This window comes from Flavobacterium sp. CR10, from assembly GCF_055814415.1.
This window is the reverse complement of the sequence record NZ_CP185985.1, coordinates 157,772-183,217: the sequence shown is the minus strand read 5'-3', so window position 1 is coordinate 183,217 and position 25,446 is coordinate 157,772. Positions and strand designations below refer to the sequence as shown.

Sequence of the window (25,446 nt, the reverse complement as noted above, 5' to 3'; positions counted from 1 at the left end):
CTAAAATCGATTAAAATTGAGTATTTATAATTAGAAATACTCTATTCTGTTATTTTTTAGGCTTTTAGTGGAAATTTAAAAAAAAAGTCTACCATACTTTTGCCCCCCGAAATACAGAAAACCTACGCTGTATTATTTTTTAGAAAATAAATGAACAATTGTTATTTAAAAGTGATTTGATCTTTTCTGGAGAATAGATTATTTTTTTAAGGAGCTATTGTCGAATTAACAAAAACAAATATGAGGACAAAAATTACTTTAATTCTTGCATTGCTCATCCTGCCTTTCATTAGTAACAAAGTTTTTTCGCAGACTGTTACTGGTACACCAAGTAATACTGGCTGTCAGAGCCAAGGTATAATTACTTCAAGTAGTACAGGATTAGGAGCAACTCCACAGTATCAGCTTTTAAAGGCTGGTGTAGTCGTTTCTCCCGTTCCGGGAGATAATACACAATTTTCTACTAATCCTGTTTTTACAGGTTTAAGTTCTGGTATTTATGTTGTAAATGCAAGAGCTACATCTGGCGGAACAGTTTATTCAAGTGCCAATATAACTGTCACAGATGGTTATACTGCAATGACAGTTACAACTCCAACAAAAGTTGCAAATTGCGTAGGAGGAACAGGAGTGTTAACTTCAACAGTTACAAACGGAAAGGCACCTTTTACATACAAAATTGCAACTCAGTCAGCACCTGCCACAATTTTGCAAAATAGCGGACCAATAACTCCTCGTACTTTTACTTTTACAGCTCTGCCTGCAAATAATTATATTGTAAGCGTGACTGATAGCTGTGGACAAACTATTACTGGAGCAACTTCTATTGCAAATCCCACAATAACTATTGATGATATAAAAATTGCTACTATTGCATATCCTATGAGGCCAGGGCTTTCTTGTACTGATGCAATTAGGTTGTATATAGAGAGAGGTTTTTATTATACAGCAAGTAATACAATTGTTTCAGCTGCAGATGCAGCATTATTCAGATGGAAAATTAAGTTTCAAGGACAAGAGTATGGTCAAGACACGAATAGCGATGGTTATGCTGATATTGGAGGAGAAGGATTTTTATTGTCTAATTTAAATCCTACTATGCCAATAATTGCAAACAGAAATAATGTAACTAATGATATATCCAATATGCGAGTAGTTTTGATGGATATGTGTGGTAAAAGTAAAGAATTTATAGTTACAAATTATAATACAGTTTATTCTAGTTTGTCTGTAAGAAATTGTGCAGGAAACGCAATTGTAAGATCTAGTATAGTTGGAGGCTTAGATTGCTTACCAGTTGATGTGACTATGACTAATGCATCTAATTCTGCAGATACTCATAGTTTTGTTATCACTAGTGCTTCAGCACAAAATTATAACATACCTCTAACTCCAGGAGGGATTTATAATGTCACATTTAAAGATGGAGAAGGCTATACTACAGGTTTGTTTACACCTGCTTCTAATCGATTGACTTTTAGTGCTACCTCTGCATTTGCGGTTTCACAAAGCCCCCAAAGTGTAGCAAGTTTAAATAATTTAGATTATGGGTCATTATATGTAGGGATAACTCCTTACCAAGCTACTGATGTTTTAAGTTATACAGTAACAGCCTCTAACAACCCATTAGTAGCTGTTGGGTATGCATACAGTGCACAATTAAGTGCTTTTACTAATGGATCAAGTGGAACTCCTAGGTTGCCAAGTCCTAACCCAACAGATCCTCAACCCTATTGGCCTAAAGGTAATTATACTTTGCAAATTTCTACAGATTGTGGAGCAGCTTCTTTGAATGTTATTGTTCCGGGACGTACAGCCAGTTTATCTGGTAATACGACAACACCTGTCTGCGGTGGGTTTAATTATGTTATGAATGGTAACTTCGATGATCCAACAGCTTATCAGGTTATAATTGTTTCGGGGCCATCAAGTGTCGGTCAGGTTAGAGATTTGGCCAGTACTACAGCGTCACTTCCTTTTAATGGGCTAAGTTATGGTACCTATGTTTTTGGACTGCGTATCAAAGGAGGAACTGTGAATGTTTTAACTCAAACTATAACTTACGATGCAAACAACGCCATAATTGTAGATAAAACAAATACAGGAGGTTATGTCTGTGCAACAGGAGCCACAAACGGAGTTTTAACTATTACAGCTGCTTCCAATTCACCCGCACCGGGAAATGTTTTGGAATACGCGTTAAGCACAGACGGCGGATCAACTTTTGGAGCCTACCAAAGCAACAATACCTTTAGCGGACTTACCGATAATACTTATTATTTCAGGATAAAAGATGGCTGCGGGAATGTTATTACACAATCAGTTCAGATTGGTGTTGCAGCAGCTCCGGATGCCACTGCTGACGGATTGAACACCCCAGCAGTAATCTGTGATAAGACTTCCGGGACTGTACATTTAGATGTTGATGTTTTTGGTGCAATTTCCTATCAGTGGACAGGTCCCGGAATAAATGCATCCAATCAAGGACAGAAAGATCCTTTGATTAATTACTCAGATCTGACTGTTGGTGCTAATAATTACACCTGCACTGTTAGACTTGGGGCGCCTTGTAACAGTAGTACTGTTTCTGCTTTAACAATTAATGTAAATGCAAGGCCAACAGTTGTAACTACGGCTCCAGCGGCAGTTTGTTTTCCAAACACAATTGATATTACGGCACCAGAAATTACAGCTGGAAGTTCGGCAGGACTGACATATACCTATTTTTTAGACGAGCAGGCTACTATTTCTGTTACTGATCCTACGGCAATTTCAGTCAGAGATACCTATTATATAAAAGGAACCAATGGCAATGGGTGTTTCACCATTACTCCGGTAGATGTAATTGTCAACGATTTGCCGCAGGCTACAATAAATTATACAAATACTCCATATTGTCAGACGGGAACTGTATTACCCGAACAATTAGGTACTGCAGGAGGGACGTATAGTTCTGATGCTAATCTTGTTGTTGATGTAAATACTGGAGAAATAAATTTAGAAACGTCAACGATAGGAGATCATACTATTACGTATACATTTAATGATGGCAATTGCTCGAACAATGTGACCACAGAGATAACAATTAATCCGCTTCCTGTAGCTGCAATAAGTTATCCTAATGGGCCTTACTGCAACAGAGGAACAGCCACATCTGTAGAAACCGGGATTACCAGCGGGAAGTACAGTTCTGATCCAGGATTAAGTATAGACGAATTGACAGGGGATATCGATCTTTCGGCTTCTGTGCCCGGGACTTATACAGTAAGTTATGAATTCAGCAATGGAACCTGTTCAAATGTTGCGACTGCAATAATCAAAATAAACCCGACCACGCTTCCTTCAGCTCTGGCAGATGTCAAAAGCGAATGTTCGGTATCCCTTGCATCTCCGACACTTACAGATCCGTGCGCAGGCGTTATCACGGGAACCACTGCTACAGCTTTCCCAATCACTGCGCAGGGAACCACTGCAGTTACTTGGACATTTGATTACGGAAATGGTTATACAAAAACAGCAAATCAAAATGTTATTATTGATGATACAATAGCTCCAGTTGCACCAGTTCTTGCAGATGTAACTGATGAAGAATGTTCCGTGTCATTGGAGGCACCTACTGCGACGGATAATTGTGCAGGAATAGTTACTGGAACTACAACAACAATTTTTCCAATAACTAAACAAGGAACAACGGTGGTGACCTGGACTTTTAATGATGGTAATGGAAATATAGCAACAGCAAGCCAGAATGTTATCATTAAAGATATTACTTTACCAACTGTCCCTGTCCTTGCTGATGTACAAGGGCAATGTTCTGTTTCTCTAACACCTCCAACAGCTACTGATAATTGCTCTGGAACAATTACAGGAACCACAAATACTGTTTTTCCAATAACAGCGCAAGGAACAACTGTAGTGACTTGGACATTTGATGACGGTAATGGAAATATAGCTACAGCAAATCAGAATGTAATAATTTTGGATAATATTGACCCAATTTTACCAATTCTTCCAGATATTACATCAATCTGTTCGGCTTCATTAACAGCACCAATCGCAACAGATAACTGTGCTGGATCAATTGTAGGGACTACAGCTACGGTTTTCCCAATAACAGCACAAGGAACAACAGTTGTAACTTGGACTTTTGACGATGGTAACGGAAATATAGTAACGGCTAATCAAAATGTAACCATCAGTGACACGACAGCACCTGCCGCGCCAGTTCTGGCAGACATACTAGGGAAATGCTTCGCTTCGCCTCCGACACCTTCAGCTATAGACAATTGTGCTGGAAGTGTATTAGGGACCACTACCACAGTTTTTCCGATAACGACTCAGGGAACAACAGTAGTTACATGGATATTTGATGATGGAAATGGAAACATATCAACGGCCAATCAAAATGTTATTTTAGACAGTACAATAGAAGTTCCGACGGACCTGCCCGATATAATTGCAGAATGTGAAGCAACGCTTACTGCGCCAGCGACTGCAGTAAATTGTTCCAACATTATAACAGGAACCACCACCACGGTTTTTCCGATAACGACTCAGGGAACAACAATAGTTACATGGACATTTGATGACGGAAACGGAAATATATCTACAGCTAATCAAAATGTCATTATTAAGGATGTTACTGCTCCGGCAGTTCCGATACTTAGCGACATAACAGCAGAATGTTCTGTTTCGCCACCTATTCCAATAGCTATAGACAATTGTGCCGGAATCATTTCCGGGACAACTTCAACAGTTTTTCCAATCACAGCTCAGGGAGCCACAATAGTTACTTGGAGTTTTGATGACGGAAATGGTAATATAGTAACTGTGGATCAAAATGTTATTATTAAAGATACAGAAGCGCCTATTGCACCTGTTTTAGCAGATATACAAGAGCAATGTTCTGCTACAGCGTCTATTCCTGCAGCAATTGATGCTTGCGCAGGAACAATTTCCGGGACCACAACAACGATTTTTCCAATTACAAAACAGGGAACAACGGTGGTTACATGGACTTTTGATGATGGAAACGGTAATATATCAACGACTAATCAAAATGTAATCATTAATGATACTACGCCGCCAATTATACCAATATTGGATGATGTAAATGGAGAATGCGAAGTAACACTTACCGCACCTTCAACGGTGGATAATTGTTCTAAAACTATTATTGGAACAACAAATACTGTTTTTCCAATTACAACACAAGGGACAACGGTAGTTACTTGGACTTTTGATAACGGAACTAACAATGTCGTAACAGCAAATCAAAATGTTATGATAAAAGACACGTCAGCACCTGTAGCACCAATTCTTGAAGATGTATATGGAGATTGTGAAATAACTCTTTCGGCGCCGACAGCAATAGATAATTGTTCAGGGATTATTATCGGCACAACCAATACAATATTCCCACTAATAACTCAAGGAACAACTGTAATAACTTGGACTTTCGATGATGGTAATGGAAATATAACAACTGCAAATCAAAATGTAATTATTGATGATGCTATTGCACCTTCAGCACCAGTCTTGGCAGATGTCAGGGGAGATTGTAGTGTTACATTAATTGCTCCAACTACTGTTGATAACTGTGCAGGACCAATTACTGGAACGACAACTACTATTTTCCCAATTACAACTCCGGGAACAAGTATTGTGACTTGGGCTTTTGATGATGGAAATGGAAATATCTCTATGTCAAATCAGAATGTAATCATTAATGATGAAACACCTCCAGTAGTACCTATTCTGGCAGATGTTATAGGAGAATGTTCAGTGACACTTCCAATACCAACAACTATGGATGCATGCGTGGGAACAATTACGGGGACCACCACAACAGTTTTCCCAATTTCGACACAAGGAATAACAGTTGTGACATGGACATTTGATGATGGAAACGGCAATATTTCAACAGCAAACCAAAATGTAATTATAAAAGACATCACTCCTCCAGTTGTACCGGTTTTGGCAGATGCAACAGCCGAATGTTCAATTACGCCTGCAGTTCCTATAGCAACAGATGCCTGCGCGGGAACAATTATAGGAACCACCACAACAGTTTTCCCAATTTCGACACAAGGAACAACGGTTGTGACATGGACATTTGATGACGGAAACGGCAATATTTCAACAGCAAACCAAAATGTAATTATAAAAGACATTACTCCTCCAGTTGTACCGGTTTTGGCAGATGCAACAGCCGAATGTTCAATTACGCCTGCAGTTCCTATAGCAACAGATGCCTGCGCGGGAACAATTAGAGGAACCACCACAACAGTTTTCCCAATCACAGCACAGGGAACAACAGTGGTTACGTGGACTTTTGATGATGGAAGCGGAAATATTTCAACAGCCAATCAGAATGTAATTATTGATGATGTTACTCCGCCTGCAATACCGATGCTTGCTGATATAACAGGACAATGCAGTGTAACACCAATGGCTCCGACAACAGCGGATGTCTGCGCGGGAATAATAACAGGAACAACTACAGTGGCCTTCCCCATAACAAATCCGGGAACGACAGTTATTACGTGGACATTTAATGACGGAAACGGAAACAGCGTCAAGGCAAACCAGAATGTGATTATCAGCCAGATTGCTCTGGCAGGAGTAGAGACTGCAACCTGTTCAGCCACACAGCCGGGATATAATATTACCTTGTCGGTAACCGGTCAGGCGCCTTATACTGCTACCGGAACCGGAGCGCCGGGAACCTGGTCAGGAAATACTTGGACATCAGGACTTATCAGCTCTGGAGCCAATTATAATGTAAACTTTCAAGATGCAAGCGCTTGTAATACGGTAAATGTAGCTGGAATTTCGCCAAACTGCTGCCGTTTCAGTGTGATCTGCCCGACTTTCCAGCCAACTTCAGTACAATGTTATGAGGAGCTTCCTTCGGAAGTCAGCTTAACAGAAACTCAGTTCGAAACCTTGGGAAATGGCGACGGACGCATTGCAGACACCCGATGCGGAGTGATCGAAATTACAGCATCAAATGGAGCAGATCCAGGTTGTAATGCCAATGTAACCAGAACTTATACCATTACAGAATATGAAGATACCAACAGCAATGGAGTTCGTGATGCGGGAGAGAATAATGTTCTGGATACGGCAACGTGTACACAGACGATATTAATTCATGATACTACAGCACCAGTGTTTGTAGAAAAACTACCTGACGCGACGATAACAGCAGACTGTGATACCATTCCTCTAGCCCAAACTTTTACAGCTACAGATAACTGTGGCAGTGCAACAGTTGCTTATGACGAGCAGAGAGTCGACGGAGATTGCGCCAGCAGATATTCACTGATCAGGACATGGACTGCATCAGATAATTGTGGAAATCAGAATTCTTTTGTCCAGACGGTAAACGTCTCTTGTGTAGAAGAAGTCTACAATGCGGTATCGACCAACGGTGACGGATTAAATGATAGTTTCTTTATAAAAGGAATTGACTGCTATCCAAACAATGTTGTAAGAATCTATAACAGATACGGAGTGGTGGTTTACGAGAAAAACGGCTACGACAACGTTACTAACCCATTCCAGGGCTTCTCAGATGGACGCGCAACGGTTGCCAGAGGAAATAAACTTCCGACAGGAACTTATTTCTACACCTTGGAATATGATAGCAACGGAAGAAAGGTTGAAAAGGCAGGGTATCTGTACGTGAATAGCCAATAATTAAAATATAATTCTATAAAAAAGGCTTCAAAATATTTGAAGCCTTTTTCTTAAAATCCAATTTCATTTATTTTTTAACACAACAAGATTTTGTGTCTTTTTTGTCTGTTGTTTTTTTACAGCACGATTCTTTTTTTGCCTTGTCTTTTGTTGCTGGTTTTGTATCCTGAGCCATTACGCCAATAGAGAAGAAAGCAACTGTTACTACGGTGATTACTTTTGTCATTTTGATTAAAATGTTTTTTGTGTTAAAGATTATAATTGGTAAATCAAATATAATTCAAATTCTTGTCGTTTATTCTTACAAATTGTTAATGTTTTTGTAAAATCTGTTAATGAGTTGTAAAGCCTCCGCCATTGTATTTAATAGTTAAGATTAACTCCAAATCCAATTCCCATATCGCTATCGTAATGCGTTGTGATTCCGAAGTTTCTGGCGACGATATATTTCAATCCTGCCATATATTCTTTATCAGTATTCCACATTAAATTCATTCGAAGTCTTTGCGAAAGCGGAATATCTTTTCGTTCAAATTGTACTCTCACATTTCCATCTGTATAAACTTCGACTTGTGCTTTTATGAGCATTGGTAAAGTGTATTCGGCTCCTAAACTGAAAACCGAACGATTGTCTTTGGTATTTTTTTGTCCCCAAAGATTTTGTTCCTGTTCATCCATTCCCATTTTTCGATAACGCCAGTCAAAACCAATGAAAGGCATTAACCATTGATTTTTTCCAATGTAGCGACCAATATGAGTTTCAGTTTCATAACCATGTTTGTCGTTGTAGCCCAATCTCCATTCCGTTCCGATGCTCCAGCGTGTATTGCTTAACATTGCTTCACCATCATTTCCGTTTGTAGCAAAATCATTTTCAGCCATAAAATGAAACATTCTGTCGTCCATTTTCAGCATTTTAAAAGCCATTTCCGGATGATGAATCAACGGATTTGGAGCTGAATTTTCATAACTAAAAATTCTTCCCATTCCAGCCATCATGTGATACAAAATATGACAGTGAAAAAACCAGTCGCCATCTGCATTTGCTTGGAATTCGATTGTATCGGTTTCCATTGGCATAATATCAATCACATTTTTTAATGGAGAATAATCTCCATGTTCGTTTAGAATTCTAAAATCATGTCCGTGTAAATGCATCGGATGGCGCATCATAGAACCGTTGTATAAAACAATACGAACGTTTTCTCCTTTTTTAATTAGAATTTTATCCGTTTCAGAAACTACTTTGTTGTCCAAACTCCAAACGTAACGATTCATATTTCCAGAAAGCGTAAAACGCAATTCTTTCACAGGCGCATCTTTTGGAAGATTTGTTTTAAAAGGAGATTTCAGCATTCCATAATTCAAAGTCACAATTTCAGAAGTTTCAGTGCTGTCACTTTCCATCTTCATGTTTTCCATATTATGATTCGAATGATCCATTGCAGGTTTTGTATTTTCATCTTCGCCCGAAATTTCCGGATACATTACGGCATTCATGTCCATTTTATTCAAAGACATATTCATGCCCATATCATTCATTTCACCATTCATTTTCATCATATCGTTCATCATTTTCATCCCTTCAAAATATTTTAATTTCGAAAGATGATGAACAGGCTGTTTTTCTCCACTTCCTAAAAACAAAGACGCAGATCCTGTTCTATCTTCGGCTGTAGCCAAAAAAGCAAAAGATTTATTTTCTTCCGGAATCGTAACGACAACGTCATAAGTTTCAGAAACCGCAATAATCAAACGATCGACTTCTACAGGTTCTACGTCATTTCCGTCGCTGGCCACAACCGTGATTTTTCCTCCGCCATAAGTCAGCCAGAAATAACTGGAAGCACCGCCGTTGGCAATTCGTAAGCGGACTTTTGAACCTGGTTTAAGATCTGAAAACTGCTGTTCATTTTTTCCGTTAATTAGAAACTTTTCATAATAAACATCGCTGACGTCCATTGCGTTCATTCGTTTCCATTCGTTGGTCACTTTGGTCGAAAAATGCCCTTGTTTGATAGCTTCGGAATAACTTTGAGTCGTTCCTTTTTTAATCGCAAACCAGTCATTGGCATTGTGTAGTATTCGCTGAATATTCTCTGGTTTCAAATCTGACCATTCGCTTAAAATAACTGGAATCGTCGGCAAATCGTCAATTCCCTTTCTAATTGTTGAATCGTCTTTTTTCTTATTGATGATAAAAAGTCCGTACAAACCAATTTGTTCCTGCAAACCAGAATGACTATGATACCAATACGTTCCATTCTGAATAATTGGAAACGTATATTTATGTGTTGTTCCAGGTTCAATTGGCATTTGCGTAAGATATGGAACTCCATCTTCTTTATTTGGAAGAAATAATCCGTGCCAGTGCATCGAAGTGCTTTCCTTTTTTAATTCGTTATGCACATAAATTTCTGCAATATCACCTTCAGTAAAAGTCAGAGTCGGCATCGGGATTTGTCCATTTACTGCAATCGCACGTTTTTCTTTACCTGAAAAATTAACAATCGTATCACGAACATGCAAATCGTAACGCACGACTTTTTGGGCCTTTAGCTGAAAAGCGATTACAAAAAGGATCAGGATATATTTAATTTTAATCATTAGTTTATAATTTTAAATCAATTGAACATAATTGAATTTTAACACATAGAGACATAGATTTTTGTGTCTATAAAAAGAGAAGAGAAGAAACAAGTTTCTACACATAGCTATGTGTATTGAAATAAGTGAAACGCCTCTAACCGCAAAGCAGAACTATGTTTCTATGTGTTTAAAATAATTACACTACAAATTACAATTTTAAATTTCTCAATCGTAAAGCATTTACAATTACTGAGACAGAACTCAAACTCATTGCTACAGCAGCCAACATCGGCGAAAGCAATATTCCTAAAAACGGATATAAAATTCCAGCAGCAATTGGCACTCCCAAAGTATTATAGATAAAAGCAAAGAATAAATTCTGTTTGATATTTGACATTACAGCATGGCTGAGGTTTTTGGCTTTTACAATTCCGTTTAAATCGCCTTTTACCAAAGTAATTTTAGCACTTTCGATGGCAACATCAGTTCCCGTTCCCATTGCAATTCCGATGTTGGATTGAGCCAAAGCAGGTGCATCATTGATTCCGTCACCCGCCATTGCTACAATTTTTCCTTGTGCCTGAAGACGTTCGATTTCTTTTAATTTATCTTGCGGAAGACAATCGGCTTTGAAAGAACTCAAGTGCAAATGTTCTGCAACTGCTTTTGCGGTATTATGATTGTCTCCTGTCATCATAATAACCTCAACGCCCTGAGAAATTAACTCTTTAATAGCTTTTGCGCTATTTTCTTTAATAGCATCGGTAATGGCTACGAAACCTAAAACGCTTTTTTCAATAGCGATGTACGAAATGGTTTTTCCTAAATTTTGCTCAGAAATTACTTTTTGTTCTAAATCATTAGAAATAGGAGCACCAATTTCTTCCATTAGTTTTTTATTTCCTAAAGCAACTTTTATATTTTCTATAGTTCCTAAAACACCTTTTCCTGCAATAGTTTCAAAACCGTGAACTTCTTTTAATGAGCTATTTTTTGCTTTCGCGAAATTTACTACGGCTTGCGCTAAAGGATGTTCGCTATGCTGATTTAGAGAAGCAATGTTTTCAAGCAGAAAATCTTCGTCATTATTGATGGCATAGATTTTTTCTACGGATGGTTTTCCTTCAGTGATCGTTCCTGTTTTATCGGTAATCAAAACATCAATTTTATTCATGTTTTCCAATGCTTCGGCATTTTTAATCAAGATTCCGTTTTGTGCCCCTTTTCCAACTCCAACCATAACGGACATCGGAGTTGCCAGTCCAAGTGCACAAGGACAGGCAATAATTAAAACGGCAATCGCATTAATTAATCCGTAAACATAAGCGGGTTCTGGACCAAATTTTGCCCAGACAAAAAAGGTTATAATTGAGATGATAACTACGGTCGGTACAAAATATTTAGAAACGCGATCGGCTAATTTCTGAATTGGAGCGCGAGATCTGCTGGCATCATTGACCATTTGAATAATCTGCGAAAGCATCGTTTCTGAACCTACTTTTTCGGCAATCATCACAAATGATTTTGTTCCGTTTATAGTTCCAGAAATTACTGCATCGCCTGTTTTTTTATCTACCGGAATTGGTTCTCCCGTAATCATCGATTCGTCAATACTGCTTTCGCCAGTAGTTATTTTTCCATCAACGGGAATTTTTTCTCCAGGTTTTACACGGAGCAAATCGCCTTTTTTAATGTTGTGAATGGAGATTATTTTGTCAATTCCATTTTCAACCAAAGTTGCTTCAGTAGGAGCTAATTTTAATAATTCTTTTATGGCACCATTGGTTTGTCCGTGAGCTTTGGCTTCTAATAATTGTCCTAATAAAACTAAGGTGATAATTACCGTTGCCGCTTCAAAATACAAATGAATGGTTCCGTGATGTGATTTGAATTCGGATGGAAAAATATTTGGAAAAAACATTCCCACGATACTAAATAAGAAAGCAACACTGGTTCCAATTCCGATTAAAGTGAACATATTTAAATTCCAAGTCACAATTGATTTGTATGCGCGAACGAAAAACATCCATCCGGCATAAAACAAAACGGGAATCGAAAACAAAAGCTGAACCCAATTCCATTTTTCAATCGACATGATATTGTACAATGGATTATTCGGAATCATTTCTGACATTGAGATGATGAAAATTGGAAGCGTAAACAAAATCGCAATTTTCATTTTCTTCAATAAATCAGAATAGGTTTTGTTTTCTTCGCTTTCAGAAGCCTGCATCGGAACTAAATCCATTCCGCAAATTGGACAATCGCCTGGTTCGTTTGAAACAATTTCTGGATGCATCGGACAAGTAAATTGTGTTGCAGTTATAGCAACTTGTGGTACTAAGTCCATTCCGCAGACCGGACAATCTCCGGGTTTGTTATATGTTTTGTCGCCTTCGCAATGCATTGGACAATAATAAACGCCATTTGCACTGTGCTGATGTACTTTTTTAGTTGCTGTTTTATGATGACTATGATCGTGATTCTCTTTTTTATGACTTGAACAGCAAGATTTAGTTTCTCCGTGATTTTTGGGAGAATCCATTTCAATGGTATAATTTCCTGCAGCAGATAAAACTTCTTGAAATTTTTCTGTTGGAACGTGCTTATCCATTGTTATGGTTGCTATTGGCGGATTCAAACTAACTTCTGCATGAACGCCTTCAACTTCATTTAAAGTTTTTTCGACTTTGGTTCGGCATCCATTGCAAGACATTCCTGAAATTATATATTGATGAGTCATAGTATTGGTTTTTAAGTATTACAATGCAAATTTCCGAAGTATGTGCGAGTTCGGTTTGTAGAATTTTGGGAATGATTTGTAAGATTTACTAAATGCTGTTTTTTAACGCAAAGGGCGCAAAGAATTTACGCAGAGTTCGCTAAGTTTTTATTTAGTTGAGATTTTTAAAAGTTGACAAAGCTTTGTGTGAATAATTCTGCGAGCTGTATTTAAACATAGCCCAAGGTTTCAACCTTGGGTACACAAAGATTGGAACACGGTGCGTTTCCCAAGGTTGAAACCTTGGGCTATGTTCTGAATAAATTACGAAATCGTTATGTGAAAAGTTAGCCACAGATTAAAAAGATTAACACAGATTTTAAAATCCTTTTAATCCTTATAATCTGTGGCTAAAAAACTTTGCTCCCGATAGCTATCGGGATTGCGTAAACTGTAGCGCTCTTTGCGATTAAATAAAAAACTACAAATTCTCAATCTGAATACGCATTTTATCTTTTGATTGTTTGAACGAAGTAGGAGTAAAGCCAGTAATTTTTTTGAATTGATTGCTTAAATGCGCCACATTACTGTAATTTAAAATATCGGCAATTTCGCTTAACGAAAGTTCATTGTAAATCAATAATTCTTTTACTTTTTCAATTTTCTGGCTAATGAAATACTTTTCTATTGTAGTATTTTCAATTTCAGAAAATAAATTGCTCAGCGAATTATAATCTTGGTTGAGATTTTCTGCCAGATATTCTGATAAGTTGATTTTTAAATCATTGTTTTTATGATGAACCAAATCGATAATCAGATTCTTTATTCTTTCAACCGTTTTCGTTTTTTTATCATCAATTAAATCAAAACCTAAAGATTGAAGATTTTCTAATAAAACTTCTTTTTGGTTATCGTTGATTTCTTCGTTCAGTTCGACTTCTCCTAATTCTACAGCAATAGGTTGAAGTCCGAGTTTTTCGAACTCAGACTTCACTACCATTTTGCATCGGCTGCACACCATATTTTTGATGTAGAGCTTCATATTTATTTGATCGTTTCTACCACGTTACCGCAAGTTAGCATCGAAGAACCGTAGTACGGATTCTTAACTGCTTTTTCTTTGCTTAACCAATCAGCATCTGCCATTGGGCAATATTGCTTGTAGATTGGTTCAGTCGGACTTGAAACTTTAATTAAATCGTAAGTGCTTTTAGATAAAGATTTAAAAGTCTCACGCTGTTTTTTAAGATCTGTAGTTGACGAAATACTTTTGGCATCGGCAGTTAATTTTTTTACCACTTTCATCCAAACCGTATGTTCGTTGCTTTTTAGTTTGTCCATTTTTACTGCAGAAATCGCTGTCAGTAAAGTTGCCGCTTTCGCCGAAGTCAATTTGCTGTCACTTTTAATAAGCGCATCTTTTACTGAAAAATAAGCATCGTAAACAGATTGCAGTTGAGAATCTGTAATTTCGATTGCTGTTAATTCAGCATTATTGGTTTTTGCTTGAATTGTATTTGCGTTAAATACTACTGTAACTGCTATTGCTAAAGCTATAATTGATTTTTTCATTGTATATAATATTTGAGTAAAGGATTATTTCCTTTAAAATTAATTAAAAAATTTGATTTCAAAAAGACCCAATATGGGCTGTCACAAATACAATAATTATATTTTCGGCTTTAGCCAGATAGAAGTAAATCCAGAAGAAATAGTAGAATTACTATAAGATGAAATGGTATTTTTTAAAGAAAAATTGAAAACATCGTTTTGCAAATCAAAATCATTTGAAGTTAAAAAGATGTTTAATGTTGAGGTATTACAGCCCGAATGACGGCACTTTCCATCACAATTATGTTTTTCTTCTTTTGAAGTTTTCTTTTCGCAGCATTTTTTAGAACAGCTGTCTTCTTCTTTAGAGGCAATTTCTTTAGAGTGTCCAGTATGGCATGCGTAAGTATAACTCGGGTTCAAAAAGAAACTGAGCGTTATAAAAAGCAGTATTATATGGATTTTCTTTTTCAAAGAAATTGTTTTTAGTAGCACAAATTTAGCTAAAAATGTTTGAGGAAATTACTTTTTAAGATTTCGCTAACTAGAGTTTCTTGAAATCGGTTGGCTTCATGTTTTTACGTTTCTTGAAATAATTGGTTAAATGGCTTTCGTCGGTAAAACCAAATTCGTACGCAATCTGTTTAATCGGCAATTGGTTGTTGTGAAATCTTTTTTCGATTAAAGTCAATCTTAAATTATGAATGTATTCGCGATAACTAATGCTGAAAGTTCTTTTAAAATAAGCACTAAAATAAGTTTGGGCAATATTAAAATGCTCTGCAATCACTTTTATCTGAACCAATTTGGGCTGATAAATATTCTGATGAATGTAATTGGCAATTTGTTCATTATCCAGATGTTTGGATGTCATTTGCAAGTTCATGCATCTAATCGTTTCTTTAATCAATCCAAAAATGGAAAGTATTTGATAAAATACAATAGGAGAATTGGTAACATCAATATATTCACCATATTTTGTTATGTTCTCAACAGTATTCTTTAGAATAGTTTTGCAAGGTTCATCAAATTTTAAAACAGTTTCTTTTAAAATCTTATCGCGCATGAAACTTTCTGGCGTGTGAATTAGAAATTCATCACAGGTTAGATTTTGCTTCGAATTAAAATAATTATCGGTGAATTTTATAAAAATAAAACGAGTGCTCTTTTTAATATCAAAGTAATGTTCGTCATCAGGCGAAATCACAAAAAGATCTCCTGCTTTATAATGAAGCAGATTATTATTTATATGATGAATGCCGCTTCCTTTCTTGATATAAATGATTTCGTAATACGTATGCGTATGCGGAGGAAGATGAAATTTTTCTTCTTCAAATTCATCAAGAACAAGTGTTTTAAACTGATTTAATTTCGGCATAACTTAAATATACAATTTTATATCGCAAATATACAATTTTTTATTCGCTTAACGGTGTTAATTTTGCCTCGTAGAAATCTATTCCTTTCTACATTAAATCAAAATGAAAAAAAGTCTTATTGCACTCTCTTTAGGAGGGTTAACTATTGGAATTACAGAATTTGTAATGATGGGATTACTCCCAGATATTGCTTCAGATATGAAAGTTACAATTCCAGTTGCCGGATATTTAATTTCCGCTTATGCACTTGGAGTTGTTATTGGAGCACCTTTATTAGTAATCGCAGGAAGAAATTATGCGCCTAAAAAAATGCTTTTAATTTTAGCTTTAATGCTGGCTGTTTTTAATGCTTTGTCAATTATTGCTCCCGATTATAATGTTTTATTTGCATCTCGTTTTCTTTCTGGACTGCCTCACGGAGCATTCTTTGGGGTGGGAGCGGTAGTCGCAAGCCGTTTGGCAGATAAAGGAAAAGAAGCGCAGGCAATCTCCATTATGTTTGCTGGTTTAACAATTGCCAACTTAATTGGTGTGCCAATTGGAACTTATATAGGTCACCACTTTATATGGCGTTATACTTTTGTTTTAATTGCTCTTGTGGGATTATTGACTTTGCTGGCAATTTATTTTTGGATGCCAAATTTAGAAAAAGGAGAAAGTGTTAATATGAAAACACAACTTCAGTTTTTTAAGAAAACGGAAGCTTGGCTAATCATCGGAATTACAGCAATTGGGTTTGGAGGTCTATTTGCATGGATCAGTTACATTGCGCCACTTTTAATTAATGTTTCAAAATTTGCACCAGAAGATGTTTCTACAATTTTAATCTTAGCGGGATTAGGAATGGTGGTTGGTAATTTTGTGGGAGGTAAACTGGCAGATCGTTTTTCACCAGCTCCAACAACTCTAGCTTTATTGCTTGTTATGTCTACCGATTTGGTTTTGGTTTACTTTTTCTCATTTAACCAATATATATCTTTGTTTCTAACTTTCTTAACGGGGGCTATTTCATTCTCAGTAATTGCTCCAATTCAAATGTTGATGATTCGTACAGCAAAAGGAGCGGAGATGATTGCTTCAGCTTCTCTTCAAGGAAGCTTCAATATTGGTAATGCTTTAGGTGCTTTTCTTGGTGGATTACCCTTGGCAGCGGGATTCAGCTATTCTTCTCCTAATCTTATTGGAGTAGTAATGTCGGTTATCGGAATGATTATTACATTCATATTGATGAGATTACATCAAAAACAGGTTCAGGTTCAGCGGATATAAATCTAAAATAATCAAATTTTTAAGCCCTTAACTTTTGTTTAAGGGCTTTTTTTGTGCTTGTAAATGCGCAAGCTTATAGTCAAAACTACCTTTTCTTTTTCTTTATTGATTGTATTTATAGGTAAAATCATTATAAAATTTAAGCTCTTAATAGATTTTTTTTAATTTTTTTTGGCTTGACTTTAACTTTTTAAGTGTAAAAATAACACCTGATGATTTCGTAATTAACATTCCTGTAATCGATTGTTTTTTTTGCAATAATCGAATCAAATGAACGAATAATAATAATATTTTTAATATTTTAAAGTGATATAAATTATACATGTCACATAAAAAGGCGATAAAAATTTTATTATATAGTTTATTTTGGGATTTTTTTGGCAAATTTTATTTTTCGTTTAAAAAAAATATCTATGTTTGTGTAATCGATTACAACATTTTTTTTGCAATGCTTCGAAATCGATTAAGTAATAAGAAGGAAAAATAAAGCTTGAATAAAGTTTTGTTGAAAAAATAAATAAATTATTGTTAAATCAAAACCGCAAATGTTAACTATAAAATGAATTGAAAGTAACCACAAAAAACCACTTAAACCAAAAAGAAAAACTTTTAATAACTTAAACAATCAACCATGAACTTTAAAGAACTATTAAACAAAGGAGCAGATTTTTGCTTTAAACTTGTTTTCTTACTGTGCTTATTGATCGGTACTCAAGTATACGCGCAGGGCACAACGATAGAGGGAACCGTGAAAGATGCCGCGGGACTTTCTCTTCCTGGGGTAAATGTCTTAGAAAAAGGAACTAAGAACGGAACTTCTACCGATTTTGATGGGCATTACAAAATAAAACTGACCAATCCGAAAGCAGTATTAAGCTTTTCTTTTATTGGGTTTAAAAGCATTGATATCTCTACAGATGGGAAAACAAAAGTAAATGCAACAATGTCTGAGGATTCTAATAATTTAAATGAAGTTGTGGTAATTGGATATGGAACTTCTAAGAAATCTGATTTAACTGGAGCTGTTGCAACTTTCTCGGGAAGTGAAGCTCGTAAAATTCCTGTTCCAAACGTAGCGGAGGCTTTAACAGGGCGTATTGCCGGAGTATCAGTAAGCAGTTCTGAAGGTTCGCCAGATTCAAATGTTCAGGTTAGAATTCGTGGAAACGGGTCTTTAAGCCAAGACGCTTCTCCATTGTATATTGTAGATGGATTTCCAGTAAATAATATCAATGATATTTCTTCTTCAGATATTGAAACGATGACCGTTTTAAAAGACGCGTCATCTACAGCAATTTATGGTTCTCGAGGAGCTTATGGTGTTATTATAGTTACAACTAAAAAAGGTAAAGATGGTAAAATAGCAGTAAACTTCAATATGTTTTATGGGATGAAAAAACTGGCTAATACTATCGATGTTACTTCTCCAGAGGATTACGTAAAATGGCAGTATGAATATGCTTTGCTTGATCAAAATGATAAAACTATTTTGAGTAATCCAGTTTCTTATACCAAGTATTTTGGTAATTGGCAAGATTATGATATGTACAAAGGCATGAAAGGAAATAACTGGCAGAAACAAGTTTTTGGACGTACAGGAGAAGTACAAAGCCGTGACTTATCTATTCGTGGCGGAAGTGAAAAAATGAACTATAACTTCAACTATGCGCATTATGATGAAAAAGCAATTATGTTGGGGTCGGACTTTAAGAGAAATAACTTGTCTCTTGCTTTAAATAGTAAAGCTTCAGATAAAATTGATTTAAGTTTTACAGTACGTTACTCAGATACTGAAATTAATGGTGCTGGTATGAATGAACAGAATGAGGCTTCTTCTGCAGATTCTCGTTTGAAAAATATTGTTGGATATGCACCAATTCCTGTCCCAGGTTTAACTACAGATGATACAGATGAAGCAGTTTCTAATAATTTAACTCATCCTTTTGTCGCTATTACCGATAACAATCGCCAACAGTTTAGAAAGAACTTCAATACATTAGGAAGTTTTTCTTGGAAACTTACTTCTGATTTAATTTTTAAAACGGAATTAGGTTTAGATAATTATAATTTTCAAGATTATCGTTTCTATGGACGTACAACGTATTATGTGAAAAATAATCCAGCGGCAGAAAGACAAGGTATGCCTGCATTGATAATGTCAGATAGAAAGGATACTCGTTTTAGAAATGCAAATACTCTTAACTATGATTTGAAAAAAATAATGGGAGAAAACCATAGCTTAAAATTTCTTTTAGGAGAAGAGTCTATAAACTATGATAGAAATGATTTGATAAATACAATTCACGGATTACCATTGTCTTTTGAGTTAGATGAAGCTAAGAAATTAACTACACAAGGAACACCAGTTTCAGTTGATAATTTCTATTTCCCAGATGATAAATTACTCTCTTTCTTCGGACGTGCAAATTATGATTATAAAGATCGTTATCTTTTAACAGCGACTTATCGTGCCGATGGTTCAAGTAAGTTCTTAGGAAGTAACAAATGGGGATTTTTTCCAGCAGCAGCAGCAGCTTGGAAAATTTCAGGAGAAGAATTTATGAAAAATGCTTCATGGGTTAATTTGCTTAAATTAAGAGTAAGTTATGGTGAAGCAGGAAACAATAATATTCCGACAGGACAAATGGTACAAAGTTTTGCATCTACTACATCTACATGGATTAATGGAGTAGATAGCTATTGGGCAGCTTCAAAAACAATGGCTAATCCAGATTTGAAATGGGAAACTACTGTAACACAAAATATTGGTTTAGATTACGATCTTTTCAAAAATAAAGTAACGGGATCTGTTGAGTTTTATAAAAACAAAACAAAAGACTTGCTAATGAATTTCCCAATTTCTGGAGGTTATGATTATCAGTATAGAAATATGGGTGAAATTCAAAACAGTGGTGTAGAGGCAACTTTAAACCTTAACTTAATTGAAAGACCTAAATATGGAGTAAGCGTATCATTTAATGCCGCATTCAATACTAACAGAATTAACTCTCTTGGTGTAATGAAAGATTTTACATGGTCAAGTGGATGGGCTTCTTCTTCAATCACAGCAGATTATCTAGTAAACGTAGGACAACCTCTAGGAATTATGTATGGGTATAAAAGTGATGGACGTTATGAAGTTTCAGACTTTGATTATAATGCAGGAACTTATACTTTAAAAACAGGAGTTGCAGATGCTAAAACTGTCGTTGGTCCAATGAAGCCAGGTGCTATGAAATTAAAAGATATTAATGGTGACAATGTTGTAGATAGCAAAGATCTTACTGTTATAGGAAATGCGAACCCAAAAAGCACTGGAGGTATGGTGTTAAATGCTAATGCTTATGGATTTGATCTTTCTGCAGCTTTTAACTGGAGTATTGGAAACGATGTATACAACGGAAATAAAACAGAATTTTCTACTTCAGTTCCTAATGGACAATATAGAAATTTAGGTTCTGAAATGGCAGATGGAAAAAGATGGACAAATCTTGATCCTAATACAGGACAACTAGTAACCGATCCTGCTCAATTGACTGCTTTAAATGCGAATACTACAATGTGGTCTCCATACATGCCTCGTTATGTTTTTACTGATTGGTCTGTTGAAGATGGGTCTTTCTTAAGACTTAACAATTTAAGTTTAGGTTATACTACACCAGATGCTTTAACTTCTGCTTTAGGAGTTTCTAAGTTGAGATTTTACTTGACAGCTAGCAATGTTTTTGTTTGGACTAAGTACTCAGGTCAAGACCCAGAAGCTTCAACTAGAAGAGCGACACCGTATACTCCAGGGGTTGATTATTCAGCTTATCCAAGAAGTAGACAGATGATATTTGGTTTAAACCTTAATTTCTAATTCAGTTAAATTTTCACAAGATGAAACATAAAATATTAATAGCAGGAATGTTTGTTGCAAGTTTTTTTACTTCTTGCTCAGATGATTACTTAGATGCCCCAGCAAAATCAACATTAGATGAATCAGTTATTTTTTCTAATGTAGGATTAGCTGAAGGCGCAATTGATGGAATAAAAATTCCTTTTGCAGAAACTAATTCATACAGAGGTCGTTTTCTTCCTTTTTATGGTATGAATACAGATACAGAATGGTATAACTCTTCTCAAACGGTAAGTGATGCGTCAGACTTATGTACTTATGATGCACAGACAGTTAACTCTCAAATGAATACAACTAATAATGCTTGGGCAATGATGTATTCTGGTATTGAACGTGCTAATATTGCCATTAGAGGTTTGCGTACTTATGGAAATCCGACACCTGGATCAGATTTAGGATATTTACTTGGTGAAGCATTAACTTTAAGAGCGATTTATTATGCTGACTTGGTAAAAGCGTGGGGAGATGTGCCTGCACGATTTGAACCATTAAATAATGCAACTTTATATGTTGCTAAATCAAGTCGTGATGTGATTTATAAGCAAATTATTGCCGATTTAGGTGAAGCTGCAACATTAGTGCCTTGGCCAGGCGGAAGCTCTGCGACTAGTAGTGTGGAAAGAATTAATAAGGCATTTGTCAAAGGATTCCGCGCTCGTTTGGCAATGGCTGCCAGTGGTTACCAACAATATCCTGACGGTATCAGAAGAAGTACAGATCCTGAATTGTCAGTTGCAAATATGTATGCTTTAGCATTAGCAGAATCTCGTTCTGTTATTGCAAGCGGTTCAGCACATTTGGAGCCTTCGTTTGAAACATTCTGGAAAAAATACAATCAGGAGTACATAGTTGCAGGTGGAGAATCTTTATGGGAAATACCTTTTTCAGACGGTAGAGGGCGTATGTTGTTTACTTTTGCTGTAAAACATACAACGAACGACCAATTTCATGCAAATGGGGCTAATCGTGGAGGAACTGCAGGACCACTACCTAATGTTTTTTATGATTATGACCAAGAAGATACGAGAAGGGATGTAACATGTGTTCCTTATAAATATGGTACAGCAGTAAATAATGTCGCTAAACAAGAGTTAGGAGCATTAAATACTTGGTATTTTGGAAAATATCGTTACGAATGGATGACTCGTTTTGTAACATCAACAAATGATGATGGTGTAAATAAAATTTATATGAGATATGCCGAAGTCCTTTTAATAGCAGCAGAAGCTGCAAATGAATTAGAAGGCCCAGCTTCGGCAGCTCCATATCTAAAAGAAATTAGAAGAAGAGCATTTCCAGCAGCATCTCAGGCTGCTAAAGTTGAAAACTATGTAAACTCATTAACTAGTAAAGAAGCAATGTTTAATGCTCTTGTTAATGAAAATAAATATGAGTTTACAGGAGAGATGGAACGTAAACAGGCTCTTATACGTTGGAATTTATTAAAAACAAAATTAGATGAGGCTAAAGTGAAAATGAAAAGCTTATCTGATCGTACAGGTGATTATGCTGATGTTCCATCAACTTTATACTACAAATATAAATCGGATAATGTGACTTTAGATATTTATGGTCTTAATCGTGGAGAAACTGCAAATCCAGGAGCAGATTATTCGCAATTCACATGGACTTGGACTGGCTCTACAGCAGATACTAAAATCAATACCTTATACAAACCAGGGGTTGATCCAAACAATAGACAGTTTTGGCCAATTTGGAAAGTTTTTATTGAGGGTAGTAATGGGATGCTAACAAATGATTATGGATACGAATAACGAATAGTTGTAGTTAGTGACTTGAAAATTAATAAAGTATATTATGAAAACAAAATATAAAGTAAAGGGGTATATTGCTGTTATGTTACTTGCTCTCACTTTTTCAAATTGTGAGACTTTTAATGAGCCTGTTATTGAAAGTTTAGATGTTAGTAGAGCTTTTTCACCTGTGGGCATCTCTGCTGTAGTTAGAAATAAAACTACAGTCGAATTAAATTGGATGGTTAAAGAAGATGCAGATCATTATGTTGTAGAAATAAGCGCAGATGATCCTAATTTTAATACAATTTATAAAACTTTGAAAGTTGCTCCAACTGAGCTTCCTGTGCAAGTGGCATTAGAAGGAGAAACAGTTTATTCAATAAGAGTAAAATCTGTTAACGCAGCAGGATTAGAAGATTCTAAATGGTCTGTTATTAAGGCTACTACTTTGGCAGAAGAGCTTTTCTTGCCAATTCAGGACGGCGATGTAGAGGCTAAACAAGTTACATTAAGATGGACTCCTAATAGTAATGTTACGCAGATTGTTGTAAATCCAGGCGCTATAACACATGCGATTACCCCAGCAGAAAAAACTGCAGGAGTTGCAGTTGTTACTGGATTAACCGCAGAAACAGCTTATACAGCCGAGTTAATGAATGGTACTAAGAAAAGAGGTACAACGACATTTACAACCGGAATCGATATTGGAACTGGAATTCTAATTAAACCAGAAGACGATTTGAATGCTAAAATTACTGATGCTGCTTCAGGATCAGTTCTAGTATTAATGCCTGGAGATTATACTGTATTTACAGGCGAGATCGCATTGAACAAATCGATAACACTAAGAGGACTTCGTACTTATGATAAACCGAAGTTGCATGTGAAATTTACAGTTAATTCTGGAACAGCAAATCTGTCGTTGATCGATTTAGATTTGGATGGAACAGGAATGGATAATGCGGCCGTAATTACTATCTCTGGAGCAAATTCAACTTACGGTGATTTCTTAATTAGCAGCAGTAAAGTACATGATTATACTCGTGCGTTAATTGCGGCAAACGCAGCTGGTTCTAAATTGTCTTCTTTCACAGTAGATAATAGCATTGTAAAAAATGTAAACACAAATATAGGTGCAGATTTTATCGATTTTAGAAATACGTATGTTGCAAGTATTGTTCTTAAAAACAGTACATTCGATACTTGTTCGACAGGACGTGACTTTGTAAGAGCAGATGCAGTGGTTTCTCCAAATGGTTTCTCTGGAACTGGATTAACTACAAATGTTTTAATTGAAAGCTGTACGCTTTATGCTGTTTCAAATACAGTTGCACCAAAGAGAATATTATATGTGCGTTTTGCAAATAATACCTCAACAGTTAAAAATACGTTGATTACTTCAACAACTGCAATTTATACCAACCAGCCATTGACAACGCAGCCAACATTTAGTAAAAACTATTATAATGATGCTCCAAGTTTTATAGATGGAACAATTACAAACAATAAAATTGATGCATCGGCAACTACTGCAAATCCGCAGTTTGTTGATCCAGCAAATGGAGATTTCACAGTTAAAAATCAAACGTTGATTGATAACAATATTGGAGATCCAAGATGGTTAAAATAAAATTTCATGGTTAGTTAATAGAAAAGCGGAATACAAAAATGTATTCCGCTTTTTTTATGAATCTATAATTTTCGCAAAAATGATATCGAATTTATTCAATTAGTAAATCGAATTTTGCAAGTAATCCTGCGAGGGCTGTATGTGAAACCTTAGTGCCTTTTATTTTGTTTTCTGAGGGATCAAAAGAATAATTTTTAGAAGTTCTAAAATCAGTTTTCTCCAGAATACTTTCCACGAAAGTGGCGCCAGAAAGATCACAATTTTTAAAAACCGCCAAAGACAAATCACTATTAGATAAATCCGTTTCTTTCAAAGAACAATCGATGAAATTTGTCTTCTTGAGCTTTTTATAAATGAAAGTTGAATAGTCTAAAATGCAATCTTCAAAATTCATCGAAAACAAAAAACTATTGCAAGCGCTGAAATCAAGCCCCATCAATTTGCATCCAATAAATTTGATGTTTTTCAATCCAGTGTTTTTTAAAACTGCCAGCGAAAGATTACAGTTTTTAAAAGTAGAATCTAGAAAATCATTATGACTCAATTCACTTTTAGAAAAGTTACAGTTAATGAATTCGCAGTTTACAAATTCGGTATTGGCCAAACTTTGTTCCGAATAATCGATCGATTCAAAAGTTCGGTTTTGGTATAATTTTGATTCCATATTAAATTTTAAAAAGGCGTATAAAGTTTTATTCTAATTCGATGCAATCAAAAACAGGATTGTTTTGAAGTAATGCTGTAATATTCAATTCACTGTCAACTCTAAGGATATTATCGCAATCTTCGAGATCAAAATTCCACAGAGAATTAGGCAATAATTCATTTAAGAATACAGAAGCCGCTTCAAATTTGGCTTGACTATCAACGGAAGTTTTAAAAACATAAATCATAATTTGCATTTTTGAGGAAGCAAATTTCTGAAAAACACCTACATATTTGTTAGG

General features: G+C 35.8%; 14 protein-coding genes. 5 read left to right on the top strand and 9 right to left on the bottom strand.

Going from position 1 to position 25,446, the window contains the following annotated elements:
- Positions 1-240: 240 nt before the first annotated feature.
- Positions 241-7,704: a T9SS type B sorting domain-containing protein gene (locus tag ACNRYB_RS00870; RefSeq protein WP_473728980.1), complete on the top strand. Its 7,464-nt coding sequence runs from the start codon at positions 241-243 to the stop codon at positions 7,702-7,704.
- A gap of 67 nt (positions 7,705-7,771) precedes the next feature.
- Here ACNRYB_RS00870 and ACNRYB_RS00865 read toward each other — a convergent pair whose 3' ends face one another.
- From ACNRYB_RS00865 to ACNRYB_RS00835, 7 genes are all read right to left on the bottom strand, one after another.
- Positions 7,772-7,930: a hypothetical protein gene (locus ACNRYB_RS00865; protein ID WP_165352463.1), complete on the bottom strand. Its 159-nt coding sequence runs from the start codon at positions 7,928-7,930 to the stop codon at positions 7,772-7,774.
- A gap of 137 nt (positions 7,931-8,067) precedes the next feature.
- A complete protein-coding gene (locus tag ACNRYB_RS00860) occupies positions 8,068-10,311 on the bottom strand; it encodes a multicopper oxidase family protein (RefSeq protein ID WP_473728979.1) in 2,244 nt (747 codons plus the stop codon).
- 190 nt (positions 10,312-10,501) lie between these two features.
- Positions 10,502-13,036, bottom strand: a complete 2,535-nt coding sequence (locus ACNRYB_RS00855) for a heavy metal translocating P-type ATPase (protein ID WP_473728978.1) — start codon at positions 13,034-13,036, stop codon at positions 10,502-10,504.
- Positions 13,037-13,496: 460 nt separating this feature from the next.
- Positions 13,497-14,057: a helix-turn-helix domain-containing protein gene (locus ACNRYB_RS00850; RefSeq protein ID WP_473728977.1), complete on the bottom strand. Its 561-nt coding sequence runs from the start codon at positions 14,055-14,057 to the stop codon at positions 13,497-13,499.
- A 2-nt stretch (positions 14,058-14,059) separates the two neighbouring features.
- Complete coding sequence (locus ACNRYB_RS00845; protein WP_473728976.1) at positions 14,060-14,587, bottom strand: DUF3347 domain-containing protein; 528 nt, start codon at positions 14,585-14,587, stop codon at positions 14,060-14,062.
- Between the two features lie 96 nt (positions 14,588-14,683).
- Positions 14,684-15,040: a hypothetical protein gene (locus tag ACNRYB_RS00840; RefSeq protein ID WP_473728975.1), complete on the bottom strand. Its 357-nt coding sequence runs from the start codon at positions 15,038-15,040 to the stop codon at positions 14,684-14,686.
- A gap of 70 nt (positions 15,041-15,110) precedes the next feature.
- Complete coding sequence (locus ACNRYB_RS00835) at positions 15,111-15,944, bottom strand: AraC family transcriptional regulator (RefSeq protein WP_111363629.1); 834 nt, start codon at positions 15,942-15,944, stop codon at positions 15,111-15,113.
- 103 nt (positions 15,945-16,047) lie between these two features.
- Here ACNRYB_RS00835 and ACNRYB_RS00830 point away from each other — a divergent pair, with 103 nt between their 5' ends.
- The 4 genes from ACNRYB_RS00830 to ACNRYB_RS00815 all read left to right on the top strand — a co-directional run bounded on the left by ACNRYB_RS00830 (position 16,048) and on the right by ACNRYB_RS00815 (position 24,499).
- Positions 16,048-17,214: an MFS transporter gene (locus tag ACNRYB_RS00830; protein WP_473728974.1), complete on the top strand. Its 1,167-nt coding sequence runs from the start codon at positions 16,048-16,050 to the stop codon at positions 17,212-17,214.
- A gap of 631 nt (positions 17,215-17,845) precedes the next feature.
- The gene (locus tag ACNRYB_RS00825; RefSeq protein ID WP_129748015.1) at positions 17,846-21,073 is read left to right on the top strand and encodes a SusC/RagA family TonB-linked outer membrane protein; all 3,228 of its coding nucleotides are present in this window, start codon (positions 17,846-17,848) and stop codon (positions 21,071-21,073) included.
- A 20-nt stretch (positions 21,074-21,093) separates the two neighbouring features.
- Positions 21,094-22,887 carry a RagB/SusD family nutrient uptake outer membrane protein gene (locus tag ACNRYB_RS00820; RefSeq protein ID WP_129748016.1) on the top strand — a complete coding sequence of 598 codons (1,794 nt, stop codon included), beginning with the start codon at positions 21,094-21,096 and terminating at the stop codon, positions 22,885-22,887.
- A gap of 43 nt (positions 22,888-22,930) precedes the next feature.
- Positions 22,931-24,499, top strand: a complete 1,569-nt coding sequence (locus ACNRYB_RS00815; RefSeq protein WP_473728973.1) for a DUF5123 domain-containing protein — start codon at positions 22,931-22,933, stop codon at positions 24,497-24,499.
- 91 nt (positions 24,500-24,590) lie between these two features.
- Here the strand turns inward: ACNRYB_RS00815 and ACNRYB_RS00810 are convergent, their stop codons facing one another.
- Together ACNRYB_RS00810 and ACNRYB_RS00805 are read right to left on the bottom strand one after the other, a co-directional pair.
- Complete coding sequence (locus ACNRYB_RS00810) at positions 24,591-25,163, bottom strand: pentapeptide repeat-containing protein (protein WP_473728972.1); 573 nt, start codon at positions 25,161-25,163, stop codon at positions 24,591-24,593.
- 28 nt (positions 25,164-25,191) lie between these two features.
- A complete protein-coding gene (locus ACNRYB_RS00805) occupies positions 25,192-25,392 on the bottom strand; it encodes a hypothetical protein (protein WP_473728971.1) in 201 nt (66 codons plus the stop codon).
- Positions 25,393-25,446 lie beyond the last annotated feature (54 nt).

Coding starts and splice junctions, on each gene's coding strand:
- ACNRYB_RS00870 (WP_473728980.1), top strand. CDS start 241: ATGAGGACAAAAATTACTTTAATTCTTGCATTGCTCATCCTGCCTTTC.
- ACNRYB_RS00865 (WP_165352463.1), bottom strand. CDS start 7,930: ATGACAAAAGTAATCACCGTAGTAACAGTTGCTTTCTTCTCTATTGGC.
- ACNRYB_RS00860 (WP_473728979.1), bottom strand. CDS start 10,311: ATGATTAAAATTAAATATATCCTGATCCTTTTTGTAATCGCTTTTCAG.
- ACNRYB_RS00855 (WP_473728978.1), bottom strand. CDS start 13,036: ATGACTCATCAATATATAATTTCAGGAATGTCTTGCAATGGATGCCGA.
- ACNRYB_RS00850 (WP_473728977.1), bottom strand. CDS start 14,057: ATGAAGCTCTACATCAAAAATATGGTGTGCAGCCGATGCAAAATGGTA.
- ACNRYB_RS00845 (WP_473728976.1), bottom strand. CDS start 14,587: ATGAAAAAATCAATTATAGCTTTAGCAATAGCAGTTACAGTAGTATTT.
- ACNRYB_RS00835 (WP_111363629.1), bottom strand. CDS start 15,944: ATGCCGAAATTAAATCAGTTTAAAACACTTGTTCTTGATGAATTTGAA.
- ACNRYB_RS00830 (WP_473728974.1), top strand. CDS start 16,048: ATGAAAAAAAGTCTTATTGCACTCTCTTTAGGAGGGTTAACTATTGGA.
- ACNRYB_RS00825 (WP_129748015.1), top strand. CDS start 17,846: ATGAACTTTAAAGAACTATTAAACAAAGGAGCAGATTTTTGCTTTAAA.
- ACNRYB_RS00820 (WP_129748016.1), top strand. CDS start 21,094: ATGAAACATAAAATATTAATAGCAGGAATGTTTGTTGCAAGTTTTTTT.
- ACNRYB_RS00815 (WP_473728973.1), top strand. CDS start 22,931: ATGAAAACAAAATATAAAGTAAAGGGGTATATTGCTGTTATGTTACTT.
- ACNRYB_RS00810 (WP_473728972.1), bottom strand. CDS start 25,163: ATGGAATCAAAATTATACCAAAACCGAACTTTTGAATCGATCGATTAT.
- ACNRYB_RS00805 (WP_473728971.1), bottom strand. CDS start 25,392: ATGATTTATGTTTTTAAAACTTCCGTTGATAGTCAAGCCAAATTTGAA.